General features: G+C 70.6%; 15 protein-coding genes. 4 read left to right on the forward strand and 11 right to left on the reverse strand.

What is annotated here, in order from left to right:
• Nucleotides 1–27: 27 nt before the first annotated feature.
• Both HNO83_RS00380 and HNO83_RS00385 read right to left on the reverse strand, forming a co-directional pair.
• On the reverse strand, nucleotides 28–1,869 hold the full coding sequence (locus HNO83_RS00380) for a cation:proton antiporter domain-containing protein (protein WP_175335529.1): 1,842 nt from the start codon (nucleotides 1,867–1,869) through the stop codon (nucleotides 28–30).
• A 16-nt stretch (nucleotides 1,870–1,885) separates the two neighbouring features.
• Nucleotides 1,886–3,322 carry an NAD(P)H-quinone dehydrogenase gene (locus tag HNO83_RS00385; protein WP_175335530.1) on the reverse strand — a complete coding sequence of 479 codons (1,437 nt, stop codon included), beginning with the start codon at nucleotides 3,320–3,322 and terminating at the stop codon, nucleotides 1,886–1,888.
• An 84-nt stretch (nucleotides 3,323–3,406) separates the two neighbouring features.
• Here HNO83_RS00385 and HNO83_RS00390 point away from each other — a divergent pair, with 84 nt between their 5' ends.
• Both HNO83_RS00390 and HNO83_RS00395 read left to right on the forward strand, forming a co-directional pair.
• Complete coding sequence (locus HNO83_RS00390; RefSeq protein WP_175335531.1) at nucleotides 3,407–4,240, forward strand: purine-nucleoside phosphorylase; 834 nt, start codon at nucleotides 3,407–3,409, stop codon at nucleotides 4,238–4,240.
• Nucleotides 4,237–5,940, forward strand: coding sequence for a phospho-sugar mutase (locus HNO83_RS00395; protein ID WP_175335532.1), 1,704 nt, complete (start codon nucleotides 4,237–4,239; stop codon nucleotides 5,938–5,940). Before HNO83_RS00390 ends, HNO83_RS00395 begins: the two co-directional genes overlap by 4 nt.
• Before the next feature lies 1 nt (nucleotide 5,941).
• On the opposite strand, the gene HNO83_RS00400 is transcribed toward HNO83_RS00395, so the two are convergent.
• Nucleotides 5,942–7,129, reverse strand: coding sequence for an MFS transporter (locus HNO83_RS00400; protein WP_175335533.1), 1,188 nt, complete (start codon nucleotides 7,127–7,129; stop codon nucleotides 5,942–5,944).
• A 49-nt stretch (nucleotides 7,130–7,178) separates the two neighbouring features.
• Here HNO83_RS00400 and HNO83_RS00405 point away from each other — a divergent pair, with 49 nt between their 5' ends.
• Nucleotides 7,179–7,481: an ArsR/SmtB family transcription factor gene (locus HNO83_RS00405; protein WP_175335534.1), complete on the forward strand. Its 303-nt coding sequence runs from the start codon at nucleotides 7,179–7,181 to the stop codon at nucleotides 7,479–7,481.
• Between the two features lie 71 nt (nucleotides 7,482–7,552).
• On the forward strand, nucleotides 7,553–8,731 hold the full coding sequence (locus HNO83_RS00410; RefSeq protein ID WP_175335535.1) for a Fic family protein: 1,179 nt from the start codon (nucleotides 7,553–7,555) through the stop codon (nucleotides 8,729–8,731).
• Here HNO83_RS00410 and HNO83_RS00415 read toward each other — a convergent pair whose 3' ends face one another.
• The 8 genes from HNO83_RS00415 to HNO83_RS00450 are packed head-to-tail and all read right to left on the reverse strand — an operon-like array spanning nucleotide 8,732 to nucleotide 16,455.
• Entirely contained in the window at nucleotides 8,732–9,004 is a 273-nt protein-coding gene (locus tag HNO83_RS00415; protein ID WP_175335536.1) for a PTS sugar transporter subunit IIB, read from the reverse strand.
• A complete protein-coding gene (locus tag HNO83_RS00420) occupies nucleotides 9,001–9,462 on the reverse strand; it encodes a PTS sugar transporter subunit IIA (RefSeq protein ID WP_175335537.1) in 462 nt (153 codons plus the stop codon). Before HNO83_RS00420 ends, HNO83_RS00415 begins: the two co-directional genes overlap by 4 nt.
• Before the next feature lie 24 nt (nucleotides 9,463–9,486).
• Entirely contained in the window at nucleotides 9,487–10,605 is a 1,119-nt protein-coding gene (locus HNO83_RS00425) for an adenosine deaminase (protein ID WP_175335538.1), read from the reverse strand.
• 10 nt (nucleotides 10,606–10,615) lie between these two features.
• Nucleotides 10,616–11,923, reverse strand: coding sequence for a thymidine phosphorylase (locus tag HNO83_RS00430; protein ID WP_175335539.1), 1,308 nt, complete (start codon nucleotides 11,921–11,923; stop codon nucleotides 10,616–10,618).
• Between the two features lie 14 nt (nucleotides 11,924–11,937).
• Nucleotides 11,938–12,354: a cytidine deaminase gene (locus HNO83_RS00435; RefSeq protein ID WP_175335540.1), complete on the reverse strand. Its 417-nt coding sequence runs from the start codon at nucleotides 12,352–12,354 to the stop codon at nucleotides 11,938–11,940.
• Nucleotides 12,351–13,643, reverse strand: a complete 1,293-nt coding sequence (locus tag HNO83_RS00440; protein ID WP_175335541.1) for an ABC transporter permease — start codon at nucleotides 13,641–13,643, stop codon at nucleotides 12,351–12,353. Before HNO83_RS00440 ends, HNO83_RS00435 begins: the two co-directional genes overlap by 4 nt.
• Nucleotides 13,640–14,938, reverse strand: coding sequence for an ABC transporter permease (locus HNO83_RS00445; RefSeq protein WP_175335542.1), 1,299 nt, complete (start codon nucleotides 14,936–14,938; stop codon nucleotides 13,640–13,642). Before HNO83_RS00445 ends, HNO83_RS00440 begins: the two co-directional genes overlap by 4 nt.
• The gene (locus HNO83_RS00450; RefSeq protein WP_175335543.1) at nucleotides 14,935–16,455 is read right to left on the reverse strand and encodes an ABC transporter ATP-binding protein; all 1,521 of its coding nucleotides are present in this window, start codon (nucleotides 16,453–16,455) and stop codon (nucleotides 14,935–14,937) included. Before HNO83_RS00450 ends, HNO83_RS00445 begins: the two co-directional genes overlap by 4 nt.
• Nucleotides 16,456–16,494: the final 39 nt, after the last annotated feature.

Consider the following 16,494-nt stretch of genomic DNA (forward strand, 5'->3'; position numbering starts at 1 on the left):
CTCATTCGGCACGAATCGTGGAGCCGGTCATTCGCCCTTGAGGTCGATGCTGATCTCGTCGGCGTCGAGGTTGCTCAGGGCCCCGGCGAGCACGTCGGCGCTGAAGGTGCCGTCGTCGCGGGCGTCGAGGAGCGCGTCGCGCTGAGCCCGGATACGGGCGAGTCGTGCGGCCTTGTGCGCGGCGAACGCCTCCGGAGTCCGCTCCGTCGTCGACGGCAGCGGGACGGTCTCGCCCGCCTCGGAGAGCAGCTGGAGCAGCCGGCGACGCTCGTCGCGCTCCGCCTGCGGGTCGGCGGAGGCCGGCTTCACCAGTCGCAGCACCAGGCCGAGCGTCCCGCCCTGCAGCAGCAGCGAGCCCGCGGCGACCAGGAACGCGATCAGCACCAGCACCGAGCGGCCCGGCGTCTCGTTCTGCGGCAGCGACTGCGCAGCGGCGACGGTGACCGCGCCGCGCATCCCGGCCCACACGACGATCGTGCCTTCGCGCCAGCCGAGCGGCGCGTCCGTGAAGTAGTCGATGTCTGCCATGAGCCGCCGCAGGCGTGTGCCGAAGCGGGTGAGGTTCTCCACCGTCGGAACGCCGCGGCGGGCAAGCCGCCTGCGTCGCCGCTCCGCCTCCTTCGGAGAGACCGGCCGGGCACGGTCGGAGCGCGGGTCGGGGAAGAGGCCGCTGACCACCCCGTCCGCGACCTCGTTGCGGTCGTCGGCGCCGTCCAGCGCCGCACCTCCCTCGGCCGCGAGCTCGACACCCGCGGTGAGCGCACGCCCCTCCGGCGGTGCGATCCGCTGCGCGATCCCCCGCTGCACCGCCTCGGGGTCGGAGAGGTGCACCTGCAACTGCTCCAGCCGGGGTCGGATCCGCTGCCCGCGCCGATGCCTCCGCGCGAGCAGCGCGAGCAGCGGCGCCACGAACGCCGCCCGCACGAGGATGGTCAGCACCAGTGCGCCCGCCGCGATGCCGACGGCGGGGAGAACGCCCGAGTGATCCTCCTGCACCTTCTGCAGGATCCCGAACAGCTCGAGCCCCATGGTCAGGAAGATGAGGCCCTCGAGGATCAGCTCGACGGTCCGCCAGTTCTGCGCGTCCGACAGCCGGTGCTCCGGCGACAGCAGCCGCGGCGCCCTGCTGCCGGTCACGAGGCCCGCGACGACAGCGGCGACGAGGCCGGAGGCCCCGAGCGCCTCCGCGGGGATGGAGGCGAGGAACGGCACGGTGAACGAGATCACGGTGTTGACGGTCGCATCCTTGACCCGCGAGCGGACACGCAGGTTGAGCCAGCCGACCACACCGCCGAACACGACGGCGACCAGCACCGAGTAGACGAACGACAGCGTCACCTCGCCGATCGTGAACGTCGCGACGGCCGCCGCAGCGATGGCCGCCCGCAGCAGCACCAAGGCCGTCGCGTCGTTGAGGAGGCTCTCCCCCTCCAGGATCGCGACCACGCGCGGCGAGATCCCCGCCCGTTTGACGATGCCCGTCGCGACGGCGTCCGTCGGGCTGACGATGGCGCCGAGGGCGATGCCCCAGCCGATGCCGAGACCCGGGATGAGCCACGCGAAGAACAACCCGAGCAGGACCGAGCTGACCACGACCAGCAGCACCGAGAGCCCGCCGATCGCCCCGAACTCGCGCCGGAAGTTCATGGCGGGCATCGAGACCGACGCCGAGTACAGCAGCGGCGGCAGCACGCCGGCGATGATCCACTCCGGCTCGATCGTCACCGCGGGAACGAAGGGCAGCAGACTGACCAGGATGCCCACCACCACGAGGATCAGTGGCGACGCCACCCCGAACTTCGGCCCGATGGTGGTCGCCGCCGCGATCGTGAGCACCGCCAGCACCCCGATGACGAGTGCGACCTCCATCCCCCGGATCCCCTCGTCAGAGCACGATGTGCATGGCCCGGGCCGCGTCGGTGATCGACCCCGAGAGCGACGGGTAGACGGTGAACGCCCGGGCTACCTGGTCGACCGTGAGCCGCTGCTCGACGGCGAGCGCGAGCGGGAAGATGAGCTCGGAGGCCCGCGGGGCGACGATCACGCCGCCGATGACCGTGCCGGAGCCGGTGCGTGCGAACAGCTTGACGAAACCGTCGCGGATGCCGAGCATCTTGGCGCGCGGGTTGGATTTGAGCGGCAGCTTGTAGATGTCGCCCTGGGCGATGCCCTCCTCGATCTGCTTCTGGCTCCAGCCGACCGTCGCGATCTCGGGCTGGGTGAAGATGTTGGAGCTCACGTTGCGCAGCTCGATCGGGCTGACCGCGTCGCCCATGGCGTGGAACACGGCGGTGCGGCCCTGCATCGAGGCGACGGACGCCAGCGGGAGCGAGTCGGAGCAGTCGCCGGCGGCGTAGATGTTCGGGATGGACGTGCGCGCGACACGGTTGACGCGGATGTGCCCGCTCTTGGTCAGCTGGACGCCGGCCTCCTCCAGCCCGATCCCGGCCGTATTCGGCACAGAGCCGACCGCCATCAGGCAGTGCGAGCCCTCGATCGTGCGGCCGTCGGTGAGGGTGGCGACCACGCCGTCCTCCGTGCGCACCACCGACTCGGCGCGCGACTTGGAGAGCACCTGCATGCCGTTGCGCCGGAAGACGTTCTCGATAACGCCGGCCGCATCCGCGTCCTCCCCCGGGAGCACCTGGTCGCGGGAGGAGATGAGCGTCACCTTCGACCCGAGCGCCGTGTAGGCGGAGGCGAACTCGGCGCCGGTGACGCCCGAGCCGACGACGATGAGGTGCGTCGGCACCGACTGCAGGTCGTAGAGCTGGGTCCAGGTGAGGATGCGCTCGCCGTCCGGGATGGCGGATGGCAGCATGCGCGGGCTCGCGCCGACGGCGACGACGATCGTGTCGGCCTCCACCCGGTCGAAGTCCGTGCCGCTGTCGCCCTTCGAGGTGGAGACGATGACGGCGCTCGACCCGTCGAGCCTGCCCTCGCCGGTCACGATCCGGACGCCGGAGCGCACCAGCTCTGCGCGCATGTCCTCCGACTGCTGCCGTGCGAGCCCGACCAGCCGCTTGTTCACGGCGGCGAGGTTGACCGCGATCTCGGGGCGGACCGGCTTGCCGGTCTCTCCGCGGGAGAAGAACTGGACGCCGAGATCGGTCGCCTCGCCGAGCGAGTTGGTCGCCTCCGCGGTCGCGATGAGGCTCTTCGAGGGCACGACGTCGGTGATGACGGCCGAACCGCCGACACCGGAGCGCTCGACGATCGTCACATCCGCTCCGAGCTGGGCGCCCGCGAGGGCCGCCTCGTAGCCGCCCGGGCCGCCGCCGAGGACGGCGATGCGCTGCTTCCGCTCGAATTCATAGGCCATGCCCCCCATTCTTCCGTATGGGCTGCACCGATGCGCACCCCGTCGCCCGCCCTGTGGACAGCGGCCCGTCAGTAGAGTTGGCTCATGCTGGAATCCATCACCAACCCGCTCGACGACCCTGCCGCCGACCCGTTCGAGGTGGCTCGGGAGGCTGCCGCTCAGCTCGCGGAGAAGACCGGGGTCGAGCGCCACGACATCGCCCTCACCCTCGGAAGCGGCTGGGGCAAGGCGGCCGACCTCATCGGAGACACCGTCGCGACCGTCCCCGCCACCGAGATCGTCGGCTTCAGCAAGCCGGCGCTCGAGGGTCACGTGGGGACGCTCCGCTCGGTCCGGCTGGCGAACGGCAAGCACGCGCTGGTGATCGGTGCGCGCACGCACTACTACGAGGGCCACGGCGTCCGTCGCGTCGTCCACAGCGTGCGCACGGCGGCCGCCGCCGGAGCGACCACGATGGTGCTCACCAACGGCGCCGGCGGCATCAAGGAGCACTGGAAGCCGGGCACGCCCGTCCTGATCAGCGACCACATCAACCTGACCGCCGACTCCCCGCTCGAGGGCGCCACCTTCATCGACCTCACCGACCTGTACTCCCGGCGCCTGCGCGACCTCGCCCGCACGATCGACCCGTCGCTCGACGAGGGCGTCTACACGCAGTTCCGCGGCCCGCACTACGAGACCCCGGCCGAGGTGCAGATGGCGAAAGCCGTCGGCGGCCACATCGTCGGGATGTCGACCGCCCTCGAGGCGATCGCCGCGCGCCAGGCCGGCATGGAGATCCTGGGGATGTCGCTCATCACCAACCTGGCCGCCGGCATCCAGAAGACCCCGCTCAGCCACCAGGAGGTCATCGAGGCCGGACGCGCCGCCGAGCCGGTGATCAGCGCACTGCTCGCCCAGATCGTGGAGTCGCTGTGAGCGCAAAGGACACACCGCAGCTGCTCGCCGAGGCCCGCGCCTGGCTGGCCCAGGACCCCGACCCGGAGACCCGGGACGAACTGCAGACGCTGATCGTCGCCGCCGAGGCGGGCTCCGCCGAGGCCGTGGCCGACCTGCACTCGCGCTTCGATGAGCGCCTGGCCTTCGGCACCGCCGGGCTGCGCGGCGCGATCGCGGCCGGCCCGAACCGGATGAACCGCGTGCTCGTCGCGCAGGCGGCCGCAGGGTTCGCGCACTGGCTGCTGGAGCACGCCGAGGGCTCGACGCCGTCCGTGGTGATCGGCTACGACGGCCGCAAGAACTCCGACGTCTTCGCCCGCGACACCGCCGAGCTCATGGCCGGCGCGGGCATCCGGGCCGTGCTGCTCCCGCGTCTGCTCCCGACCCCGGTGCTCGCGTTCGCCGTGCGCGCCCTGGACGCGAGCGCGGGCGTCATGGTCACCGCCAGCCACAATCCGCCCAACGACAACGGGTACAAGGTGTACCTCGGCGGCGAGAACCACGGATCGCAGATCGTCTCGCCCGTCGACGCCGAGATCGCCGCGCACATCCTGGAGGTGGCGAAGGGCAGCGTCGCCGACCTGCCGCGATCCGACCGCTACGAGGTCGCCTCCGACGACCTCGAGCAGGCCTACATCGACGCGACTGTCGCCGTCGCCTCCACCGGCGCCCGTCGTGACGCCGTGTCCTTCGTCTACACGGCCATGCACGGCGTCGGCTGGCGCACCGCCCGCGAGGTCTTCGCCCGTGCCGGGTTCGCCGAGCCGGTGCCGGTCGCCGCGCAGATCGACCCCGACCCGGCGTTCCCCACGGTCGCGTTCCCGAATCCGGAGGAGCCGGGCGCGATGGACCTCGCCTTCGAGACCGCCCGGGCCGCCGGAGCCGAGCTGATCGTCGCCAACGACCCGGACGCCGACCGCCTGGCCGTCGCCATCCCGGATCCGTCCACCGGCGACGGCTACCGCCGCCTGTCGGGCAACGAGGTCGGTGCCCTGCTCGGCTGGCGCGCCGCCGAGCTGGCGTCCGCCGAGGCGGACGAGCGGGGACCGGTCGGGACGCTGGCCTGCTCCATCGTCTCCTCGCCCGCGCTCTCCGCGGTCGCCCGCGCGTACAAGCTCGACTTCGCCGACACCCTCACCGGCTTCAAGTGGGTCTCTCGCGCACCCGGCCTGATCTACGGGTACGAGGAAGCGCTCGGCTACCTGGTGAACCCGGACACGGTCCGGGACAAGGACGGTATCTCCGCCGCGGTCGCGTTCCTCGACCTGGCCAACGACCTCGCCGCGGACGGCGTGACCGTCGCCCGGCAGCTCGACCGGTTCGCCGAGCGCTTCGGCTACTTCGCCAGCGACCAGATCTCCCTCCGAGTGACCGACCTCTCCCGCATCGGCGAGATCATGGCGGCCCTGCGCGCGACCCCGCCGAGCCACCTGGGCGAGGTCCGCGTCACGCAGATCGACGACCTTCGCGACGGCTTCGGCAGCCTCCCGCCGAGCGACGTGCTGCGGATCCTGCTGGAGGACGGCTCTCGCGTGATGGTCCGCCCGAGCGGCACAGAGCCGAAGCTCAAGATCTACATCGACGCGTCGAGCGACGAGGGCAGCGTGGAGGACCGCCGCGCGACCGCGACGGCCCGCGTCGCCGCACTCGCCGAGGCGATGCGGCTGCTGACCGCCTAGCTCAGGCCGTCACGGGGCGCGGCGCCCGCGCGAGGTATCCGACCAGGAACATCCCGAGCGCCGCCACCGTGACGCCTGCACCGGCCAGCGGCACCGCGACCGGGCCTCCGGCCGCGAGTGCCAGCGTCCCGATGGGCGGTGCGATGGCGATTCCGACGTACATCGCGGTCGAGTACCAGGACAGAGCCAGTGCAGAGCTCTCCGGCTCGACGTGCACGAGGCGGTGCTGCACCGGGATGGCGATCGCGAACGCGGCGACGCCCCAGAGCGCGAACACCACGACGGATGCGACGAACGACGCCTCGGTGAAGGCCAGCACGATCAAGGTGAGCGCCTGCCCGGCCAGCGCCAGGACCGCCACGGGCCGGCTGCCGAAGCGGTCGGTCAGGGGGCCCGCGACGGTGTTGCCGGCGACGCCCGCCACTCCGTAGGCGAGGAGAAGCACGGCGAGCAGCGCGCCCGAGCCGCCGGTGGACGCGTGGGTCACGGCCGCCGAGAAGATATAGACGATGTTGAAGCCGGCCACCATCAGGAGGGTGGTGCCGAGCGGCGCGACGATGCGCAGGTCGCCGAGAGGAGCCAGGCGCCGGCGCAGGGTAACCGCCGGCGGGACCGGGACGCCGCGGACCACGAGCGGGATCGCGACCACCAGCACCGCCGCGATGCCGACGATGCACCACAGCGCGAACCGCCAGCCGGCCATCCCACCGAGCGCGGTGCCGAGCGGAGAGCCGACCGCCGTGGCGAGCGTGAACCCGGCGCCCACGATCGCGAGCGCCTGCCCGCGCTTCTCGGGCCGGGCGAGGCTGGCGGCCGCCGCCGTCGCGGTCGGCACGAGGGCGGCTCCGCCCAGTCCGGAGAAGGTGCGGCCGGCGATGAACCAGCCGAGGTCGGGGGCGAGCGCGGACGCCGCCGTGCCGAGGGCGAAGACCGCGAGACCCGCGGCCATCAGCGTGGCGCGGGGCACGCGTGGGAGGAGGATGGACACCGCCGGCGCCGCCACCGCGACCACGAGCGAGTAGCTCGTGATCGACCAGCTGACCTGCGTCGCCGTGGCGCCGAGGCCGCTCGCGACCTGCGGGAGCAGCCCGGCGATGACGAACGCGTTGGTGCCGACCACGAAGAGGGAGAGGGCGAGGACCAGGAGAGCGGGAAGCGTCCTGCGGTAGGATTGTTCGACGAACGTCATACCGTTAAGGTACGGCGATTGTTCGATGTTTGTCAAACAATTGGTGACGATGACCGACTACCCCTCCCCCGACATCGCCGACGTGCAGCTCGTCGACGTGCTCCGCGCCGTCGCCGACCCCATCCGCCTGCAGATCGTGCGCGTGCTCGCCGATGGCCGGCCGCACCCGAAGACGATGACCGAGTGGGGCGTCGACGTGCAGAAGTCGACCATGGCGCACCACTTCAAGACGCTGCGCGAAGCCGGAGTGACCCGCACGATCGTCAGCGGCCGCACTCACGAGATCCAGCTGAGACGCGACGAGCTGGACGCCCGCTTCCCCGGCCTCGTGGACGCACTTCTCCGCGACTGAAGCATTCATAACCCTCTTTCTTATGAAAGGTTATGGCGCTAACCTTTCATAAGAGAAAGGGGTGTGAAAGCATGTCGACGGCGCTGACCTACGAGACGCGGCGGCTTCCGCAGCGCCCGGAGGTCGAGTACGCGTCGCGGCGCATGCAGCTGCGACGGCGCGAGCCGTACCAGGCGGCGATCCCGGCCCCGCTCGCGAACGCCGATTTCGCGTTCTCCGGCGAACTGCTCGCCGACAGCGACGACGCCACCCGCGAACTGGTCCGCTTCGACGGCGAACGCGCCGAGTTCATCGCACCGTTCTCCGCCATCCTGCTGCGCACCGAGTCCGCCTCGAGCTCGCAGATCGAGCAGCTCACCGCAGGTCCCCGGGCCATCGCCGAGGCCGTCATCGGCGAGCGGTCGGAGGGCAACGCTCGCCTCATCGTCAGCAATGTCCACGCAATGGAGGCGGCGCTCGCCCTGGCCGACGACATCTCGAACGCGTCGATCATCGCGATGCACACGGCGCTGCTCGACGAGTCGAGCCCGGAGCTCACCGGCGGGTACCGGCAGGAACAGGTCTGGATCGGCGGAGCGCTCCCCCAGACCGCCGCCTTCGTCCCCCCGCACCACGAGCGGGTGGCCGCCGCCATGGACGACCTCATCCTGTTCATGCGGCGCGTCGACCTGCCCGTGCTCCCGCAGGTGGCCATCGCACACGCCCAGTTCGAGACGATCCATCCCTTCCCCGACGGCAACGGCCGAACGGGTCGCGCGGTCGCGCATTCGATGCTGCGGCACGGCGACATCCTGCGGCACCTCGCGGTGCCGGTGTCCGCGGGCCTGCTGACCGACATCGGTCGCTACTTCGACGCGCTGGACGCCTACCGCTCCGGTGACGCCGAACCCATCGTCCGCGTCTTCGCCGATGCCTCGCTGGCGGCCGTCGCCAACGCCGACCAGCTCGCCGACGACCTGATCGGCCTCCGCCGGGCCTGGCAGGAGTCGCTGGCCCCGATCCGGGCGGGCGCCGTCGGCCGGAGGCTGGCCGCACTGTCGCTGGAGTACCCGGTCCTCAACGCCGTCACGGCGGAGCGTCTCACCGGCGCCAGCCGGCCCGCCGTCGTGAACGGCCTGGAGACCCTGGTCGAGTACGGCATCCTGCAGCGCGGGAACTCCGCGAAGCGCAACCGCACGTGGATCAATCCCGAGGTGCTCGACGCGCTGACCGCGTTCTCCGACCGCACCGGCCGCCGCGTGCGCGACTGACTAGCCGAGCGCCTCGTCGAGCTTCTGCTCGAGCTCCTCGAGGTCGAAGTAGTTGTTCACCACGATCACGTCGGCGTTCGTCTTGCCGATGCGGTCGACGAGCTCCGGCGAGGTGAGCACGATCTGGGCGTTCGAGGCCGCCTGGTCGATGCTGCCGATGTCGGACGCGGTGACCTCCGCGTCGATGCCGAGCCGGTCGAGCACGCGCTCGGCGTTGACCTTCAGGATGCCGGAGGTGCCCATCCCGACGCCGCAGATGGCGACGATCTTCACCGCTGCGCCTCCTCCTCCGTCAGCGTCAGGATGCGCTGCACGTCGGCGACATCGGTCGCGGCCGCGAGGGCCGGGATCGACTCGGGATCGTTGAACACGTTCGCCAGCTCGGCGACGCTCGTGACATGCGCCTCCGGGGTCGACACGGCCAGGCCGATCACGACCGACACCGGGTCGTTGTGCGGGTGGCCGAAGACCACGGGCGCGTCGAGCGTGACCACCGCCAGTCCGTCGGAGTTCACGTCGGGGCCGGGGCGCGCGTGGGCCAGCGCCAGCCCGGGGGCGATCACGATGTAGGCGCCGAACTCCTCGATCACCTGGATCATCCGCTGCCCGTAGCCCTGCTCGGTCGCACCGGAGCGCGCGAGTGCCTCGCCCGCCAACTCCACCGCCTGTCGCCAGTCGGCGGCGTGCGCGCCGACGGTGACGGCCGAATCAGGCAGCGGTGGCAGTGGCATGACTTCAGACTAACGCCCGGGCGGTCAGGAACCCTCGAAACCTGCTGTGATGATCTCGGCCAGCTCCTCACGCTCCTCGAGCGGGAGGAAGGCGCCGGCCGCGGCGTTCAGCTGGAAGATCTCCAGGTCTGTCCGGTCGTACGCGAAGGCGTCTGCGAGCACGCTCAGCTCGCGCGTCAGGGTCGTGCCGCTCATCAGCCGGTTGTCCGTGTTGACCGTCACCCGGAAGCCCAGCTGGTACAGCAGGTCGAACGGGTGGTCGAGGATGTCGTCGCCCCAGGCCGCGATCGCACCGGTCTGCAGGTTGGACGTCGGGCTCGTCTCGAGTGCGATCTCGCGGTCCTTCACCCACTGCGAGAGGGAGCCGAGCGTGACGTACGTGTTCTCGTCGTCCTGCCGCTCGATCGTGATGTCCTCGGCCAGGCGCACGCCGTGGCCCAGGCGCAGGGCCCGGCCGTCGAGCAGGGCGCTCCGGATGCTCTCCAGACCGTCGGCCTCGCCCGCGTGGACGGTGGCCGGGAAGAACTCCGACGCGAGGTAGTCGAACGCCGCGCGGTGGTTCGACGGCGGGAAGCCCGCCTCCGGGCCGGCGATGTCGAAGCCGACCACGCCGCGCTCGCGGTGACGCACCGCGAGCTCGGCGATCTCGAGACCGCGGTCGTTGTGGCGCATCGCCGTGACGAGCTGGCCCACGCGGATGCGGCCGCCGGCGGACCGCACATCGGCGATGCCCTCCTCGACGCCCTCCTGCACGGCCTCGACCGTCTCGTCGAGCGACAGGCCGCCGCCGAGGTGCTGCTCGGGGGCCCAGCGGATCTCGCCGTAGACGACGCCGTCGTCTCCGAGGTCCTGCACGAACTCACGCGCCACGCGGCGCAGGCCCTCGCGGGTCTGCATCACGGCGGTCGTCAGGTCGAAGGTCTTCAGGTACTCGACGAGCGAGCCGGAGTTCGACTTCTCGGCGAACCAGCGGCCCAGCTCCGCGGCATCCTGGGCCGGGAGCTCCAGCCCGATCTCCTCGCCCAGCTCCAGCACGGTCGCGGGGCGGAGACCGCCGTCGAGGTGGTCATGCAGGGAGACCTTCGGAAGCGGCCGGATCTCCGTGCCGTCGGCCAGCGTGTACTCGTTCCAGGCGTCGCTCATGGCCTCAACCCTAGGCGATGCGGTCGGCGATCAGCGGGCCGCGCTCGAACGGGGTGCCCAGCGGCGCCAGCCGGTAGGCGCCCTCCAGCGCCTCCAGCGCGCGCTCGAAGCGGGCGGGTTCGTCGGCCGAGAGGGTGAACAGGGGCTGTCCCTTCTTCACCTCGTCGCCCGGCTTCGCGTGCAGGTCGATGCCCGCGGCGTGCTGCACCGGGTCCTGTTTGCGGGCGCGGCCGGCGCCGAGACGCCAGGCGGCGATTCCGAACGGCAGCGCCTGCTGCTCGACCAGGACGCCGTCCTCCTCTGCCACGACCGTGTGGGTCTCCTTCGCCACCGGGAGCGCGGCATCCGGGTCGCCGCCCTGCGCGCGGATGACCTCGCGCCACTTGTCCATCGCGCGGCCGTCCTTCAGCGCCGCCTCGACGTCCTCGTCCGGCCGGCCGGCCAGTGCGAGCATCTCGCGGGCCAGGGCGACCGTCAGCTCGACGATGTCGGCGGGCCCACCTCCCGCGAGCACCTCGACCGACTCGCGCACCTCGTTCGCGTTGCCGATGGTGAGCCCGAGCGGGACGTTCATGTCGGTCAGCAGCGCAGAGGTGGCGACGCCGGCGTCGCGGCCGAGCTCCACCATGGTGCGCGCCAACTCGCGCGAGCGCTCGATGTCCTTGAGGAAGGCGCCGGAGCCGAACTTCACGTCCAGCACGAGCGCGCCGGTGCCCTCGGCGATCTTCTTCGACATGATGGAGGACGCGATCAGCGGGATCGCCTCGACCGTGCCGGTGATGTCGCGGAGCGCGTACAGCTTGCCGTCGGCCGGCGCGAGGCCGGAGCCGGCCGCGCAGATGACGCCGCCCTCGTTCTGCAGCTGGGCGAACATCTCCTCGTTGCTGAGGTGCGCGCGCCAGCCCGGGATGCTCTCGAGCTTGTCCAGCGTCCCGCCGGTGTGGCCGAGACCGCGGCCGGAGAGCTGCGGCACGGCGACGCCGAACGTCGCGACCAGAGGCATGAGCGGCAGCGTGATCTTGTCGCCGACGCCGCCGGTGGAGTGCTTGTCGGCGGTCGGCTTCCCGAGTCCCGAGAAGTCCATCCGCTCGCCGGACGCGATCATCGCCAGCGTCAGGTCCTTGATCTCGCGGCGGGTCATCCCGTTGAGGAAGATCGCCATCGTCATCGCGGACATCTGCTCGTCGCCCACGTAGCCACGGGTGTACGCGTCCACCAGCCAGTCGATCTCGGCGGTGCTGAGCTCGCCTCTGTCGCGCTTGGTCCTGATCAGGTCGACGGCGTCGAACGCCTCGACCGCTCCTGCAAGGTCGGTCACGGATGTGTTCCTGTTCAGTCGTTCTCGTGCTCGGCCGCGTAGGCGGCGAGCTGGCGCGGCCCGAACGCGTCGGGCAGCACCTCGTCGATCGTGCGGATGCCGGAGACGGTCTCCAGCAGCATCCCCTCGGCCGAGTGCTCGTAGAGCAGCTGTCGGCAGCGACCGCACGGCATCAGGATGTCGCCGTCGCCGTTCACGCAGGTGAACGCCACCAGGCGTCCTCCCCCGGTCATGGCGAGCGACGACACGAGGCCGCACTCGGCGCACAGCGTCACGCCGTAGCTGGCGTTCTCGACGTTGCAGCCGCTGACGATCCGGCCGTCGTCGACGAGCGCCGCGGCACCCACGGGGAACTTGGAGTAGGGGACGTAGGCGTGCGTCCGCGCCTCGTCGGCGGCGGAGCGCAGCGCCTCCCAGTCGATCGTGCTCATGGCTTTATGTACGGCTTCCCGTCGGCGGCGGGTGCGCGCGAGAGGCCCACCAGGCCGGCGACCGCGAGGATCGTGACGACGTACGGCAGCATCAGCATGAACTCGCTCGGTACCGGCGATCCGATGGTGCTGAGCACGTTCTGCAGGTTGGTCGCGAAACCGAACAGCAGCGCGGCGAGGGTCGCGCGGATCGGGTCCCAGCGGCCGAAGATGACGGCCGCGAGGGCGATGAAGCCCTGCCCTGCGGTCATCTCCTTGGAGAAGGCGCCGACGGAGCCGAGCGTGTAGTACGCGCCGCCGAGGCCGGCGATCGCGCCCGCGAGGGCCACGTTCCAGAACCGGGTGCTGTTGACGTTGATGCCGACGGTGTCCGCGGCCTCCGGGTGCTCGCCGACCGAGCGCAGGCGCAGGCCCCAGCGGGTCTTGAACAGCCCGAACCAGACCAGGAACACCGCGAGGTACATCAGGTACTCGATGATCGACTGGTCGAACAGCACCTTGCCGATGATCGGGATGTCGCTGAGCACCGGGATGGGCCAGCTCGGCAGACGCGGCGGATGGTTGAGCAGCTGCGGGTTGCCGGCCAGCAGCTTCGAGTAGAGGAAGCTGGTGAGGCCGATGACGAGCACATTCAGCACGACGCCGACGATCACCTGGTCGACGAGGTACTTGATCCCGAACGCACCGAGCAGGAACGACACGAGGACACCGGCGACCATGGCGGCGATGAGGCCGACCACCCAGCTGCCGGTCAGCGAGGCCGTCATCGCGGAGACGAACGCTCCGGCGAGCAGCTGGCCCTCGATGGCGACGTTGACCACACCGCCGCGCTCGGACACCACGCCGCCGAGGGCGCCGAAAACCAGCGGGACGGCGAGGCTGATCGTGCCGAGCAGCAGGCCGGTGACCGGCACCGGGTACGGGCTGCCGGAGTCGGCCCAGGTCAGGAACGCGAACATGAACAGGAGCGAGAACACGATGACGACCCAGAGCGGGGTCCGGCGCGCACGATAAGAGAGGTACGCGCTCCATGCCGTGAGGGCGATCAGCAGGATCGTCACGATCGTGGTGGTCACGAAGCTGTCCACCGTGACGGTCGGCAGCGGGATCGCGTCGGACTTCTCCGTGAGGCGGAAGGTGCTCTCGCCGTGCCGGGCGAAGCCGAAGAACAGGATGATGCTGATCAGCACGAAGACACCGAAGGCGATGGGCGCCTTCCAGGAGCGGATCTCGGCCTTCTGGAGGACGATCGGCGAGGAGTCGGGGACGACGGGGGCGGTGGTGCTCACTTCGCCTCCACCTCCTTCGTGACGATGGGACGCGGTCTCCGGGGCGTGCTCCCCGGGGTGGGCAGGCGGAAGATGGCCCGCACCAGCGGAGGCGCCGCGACGAACAGCACGATCAGGGACTGCAGGATGAGGACGATGTCGATCGGGATGTCGTTCGCCGCCTGGATCGTGTAGCCGCCGGCCTTCAGGGCGCCGAACAGCAGTCCGGCGATGAACACGCCCCACGGCCGGGAGCGGCCGAGCAGGGCGACGGTGATCGCGTCGAAGCCGATGCCCGCATCCACGCCGGAGCTGATGCCCTGCGGGAAGACGCCGAGCGCCTGGCTGGCGCCGGCGATGCCGACGAGGCCACCGGCGATGAGCATGGCGTAGACGTACACGTTCTTGACGTCGATGCCCGCGACGCGCGCGGCGTTGGGGTTCTCGCCGACGGCGCGGAACCGGAAGCCGAGGCTGGAGCGGTTGATCAGCCACCACACGAAGACGGTCGCACCGATCACGACGACGAAGGCCCAGGTGAGGTTGTACTGCGCACCGAACAGCGGCGGGAAGACGGCGTTGGCGTGGACCGCCGGAGCCTTGGGGTTGTTCGACCCCGGCGCCTGCAGGAGGCCCTGCGTGCGCAGCATGTAGGAGATCAGGTAGAACGCGATGTAGTTGAGCATGATCGTCACGATCACCTCGTGCGCGCCGGTGCGCGCCTTGAGAAGACCCACGATGCCCGCCCAGATGGCGCCGCCGACGATACCGGCGACGACCGCCAGCACCAGGTGCACCACCGGGGGCAGGTTGAACGAGAAGCCCACCCACGCCGACGCGGCGGCCGCGATGAGCAACTGCCCCTGGCCGCCGATGTTGAACAGGCCGACGCGGAACGCCAGCGCGACGCCGAGACCGCTGACGATCAGCGGCGTGGCGAAGGTCAGCGTCTCGGTGAGGGGGCGGATGCCCGCGGCGAAGGAGGGCCGGCGGAAGTTGTAGATCGCGCCCTGGAACATCGAGACGTACGCGTTCGACACCGAGTTCCAGATGGCCGCGAACGTGTCGCCGGGCCGCGCGAAGAAGTAGCCGGCCGCCCGCTGCACGTCGGGGTCGGTGACCGCGATCAGGATGGCGCCGACGATGAGCGCGAGCAGCACGGCGAGGATCGAGATGACCACAGGGCCGCCCATGATCTCGCGGACCGCCTGGTTCCAGCGCGACTGGTCGTCGCCTCCGGACGCGGGGGCCGGGGTCCCCGGCTGGGCCGGCTGCGCCGGCGCCATGGGCTGGCCGGACGTGGGGGTCCCGGTCATGCTGCTGCTCCTGCCTGCTCCGGCGACTCGCCGGCCATCATGAGGCCGAGCACGTCGCGAGACGTGTCACCCGGCACGATTCCTACGATCCCCCCGCGGTACATCACGGCGATCCGGTCGGCCAGCGCGGCGACCTCGTCGAGCTCGGTCGACACCACGATCACCGGCACCCCGGCGTCACGGGTGGCGACGATCCGCTTGTGCACGAACTCGATGGATCCGACGTCCAGGCCGCGCGTGGGCTGCGCGGCGACGAAGAGCCGCAGCTCGCGGCTGAGCTCGCGGGCGAGCACGACCTTCTGCGCGTTGCCGCCGGAGAGGCGGCCGACCTTGGTGTCGATGGACTGGGTGCGCACGTCGAACTCGCGCACCTTCTCCTCCGCGAAGTCCTTGAGGTAGGAGAACTGGATGTTGCCGCCCTTGACGAACGGGTCGCTCGTCGAGCGGTCGAGCATCAGATTCTCCTGGATGGTGAACTCGCCGACCAGGCCGTCCTCGTTGCGGTCCTCCGGCACGAAACCGACGCCGGCGTCGAGCACCTTGCGGACGCTGTGGCCCTGGATGGGCGAGCCGTCGAGAAGGATCTCGCCCTGGATGCGCGGCTGCAGGCCGATGATGGCCTCCGTCAGCTCGGTCTGGCCGTTGCCCTGAACGCCGGCGATGGCCAGGATCTCGCCCGCGCGCACCTCGAAGCTCACGTCGTTGACCACCAGCTGCCCGATGGGGTCGATGACCGAGAGGTTCTTGACGACGAGCGCGGCGGCTCCCGGCTCGGCGGGCTTCTTCTCCACGGCCAGCGTCACCGCGCGGCCGACCATCATCGACGCGAGCTCGACGTTGGTGGCGGTGGGCTCGGCCTCGCCGATCACCTTGCCGAGGCGGATCACGGTGATGCGGTCGGCGACCTCGCGCACCTCGCGCAGCTTGTGCGTGATGAAGATGATGGCCGTGCCCTGCTCCTTGAGCTGGCGCATGATCGCCATGAGCTCGTCGGTCTCCTGCGGGGTCAGCACGGCGGTGGGCTCGTCGAAGACGAGCACCTTGGCGTTCTGGGACAGCGCCTTGATGATCTCGACGCGCTGCTGGACGCCGACCGGAAGATCTTCGACCAGCGCGTCCGGGTCGACGTCGAAGCCGAACCGGGCCGAGATCTCGCGCACCTTCGCGCGGGCGGCGTTGAGGTCGAGGCGTCCGCCGAACTTGGTCTGCTCGTGACCGAGCATCACGTTCTCGGCGACGGTGAAGACGGGGATGAGCATGAAGTGCTGGTGCACCATCCCGATGCCGGCCTTCATGGCGTCGCCGGGGCCGGAGAAGTGCTGGACGACGTCGTCGAGCAGGATCTCGCCCTCGTCGGCCTGGTAGAAGCCGTAGAGCACATTCATCAGGGTGGACTTGCCAGCACCGTTCTCGCCGAGCAGGCAGTGGATCTCGCCGGGTTCGACGGTGAGGTCGATGTGGTCGTTCGCGACCAGGGCACCGAACCGTTTGGTGATGCCGCGGAGTTCGAGCTTCATTCGGGTGGGTTTCCTTCAGGAGAGGGCACGCGGAATCGG

It is taken from the genome of Leifsonia sp. C5G2 (assembly GCF_013359685.1).
GTDB lineage: Bacteria > Actinomycetota > Actinomycetes > Actinomycetales > Microbacteriaceae > Leifsonia.

What these genes read in the sequence shown, in the direction of transcription:
- HNO83_RS00380 (WP_175335529.1), bottom strand. Translation starts at nt 1,869, where the DNA reads ATGGAGGTCGCACTCGTCATCGGGGTGCTGGCGGTGCTCACGATCGCG.
- HNO83_RS00385 (WP_175335530.1), bottom strand. Translation starts at nt 3,322, where the DNA reads ATGGCCTATGAATTCGAGCGGAAGCAGCGCATCGCCGTCCTCGGCGGC.
- HNO83_RS00390 (WP_175335531.1), top strand. Translation starts at nt 3,407, where the DNA reads ATGCTGGAATCCATCACCAACCCGCTCGACGACCCTGCCGCCGACCCG.
- HNO83_RS00400 (WP_175335533.1), bottom strand. Translation starts at nt 7,129, where the DNA reads ATGACGTTCGTCGAACAATCCTACCGCAGGACGCTTCCCGCTCTCCTG.
- HNO83_RS00405 (WP_175335534.1), top strand. Translation starts at nt 7,179, where the DNA reads ATGACCGACTACCCCTCCCCCGACATCGCCGACGTGCAGCTCGTCGAC.
- HNO83_RS00410 (WP_175335535.1), top strand. Translation starts at nt 7,553, where the DNA reads ATGTCGACGGCGCTGACCTACGAGACGCGGCGGCTTCCGCAGCGCCCG.
- HNO83_RS00420 (WP_175335537.1), bottom strand. Translation starts at nt 9,462, where the DNA reads ATGCCACTGCCACCGCTGCCTGATTCGGCCGTCACCGTCGGCGCGCAC.
- HNO83_RS00425 (WP_175335538.1), bottom strand. Translation starts at nt 10,605, where the DNA reads ATGAGCGACGCCTGGAACGAGTACACGCTGGCCGACGGCACGGAGATC.
- HNO83_RS00435 (WP_175335540.1), bottom strand. Translation starts at nt 12,354, where the DNA reads ATGAGCACGATCGACTGGGAGGCGCTGCGCTCCGCCGCCGACGAGGCG.
- HNO83_RS00445 (WP_175335542.1), bottom strand. Translation starts at nt 14,938, where the DNA reads ATGACCGGGACCCCCACGTCCGGCCAGCCCATGGCGCCGGCGCAGCCG.
- HNO83_RS00450 (WP_175335543.1), bottom strand. Translation starts at nt 16,455, where the DNA reads ATGAAGCTCGAACTCCGCGGCATCACCAAACGGTTCGGTGCCCTGGTC.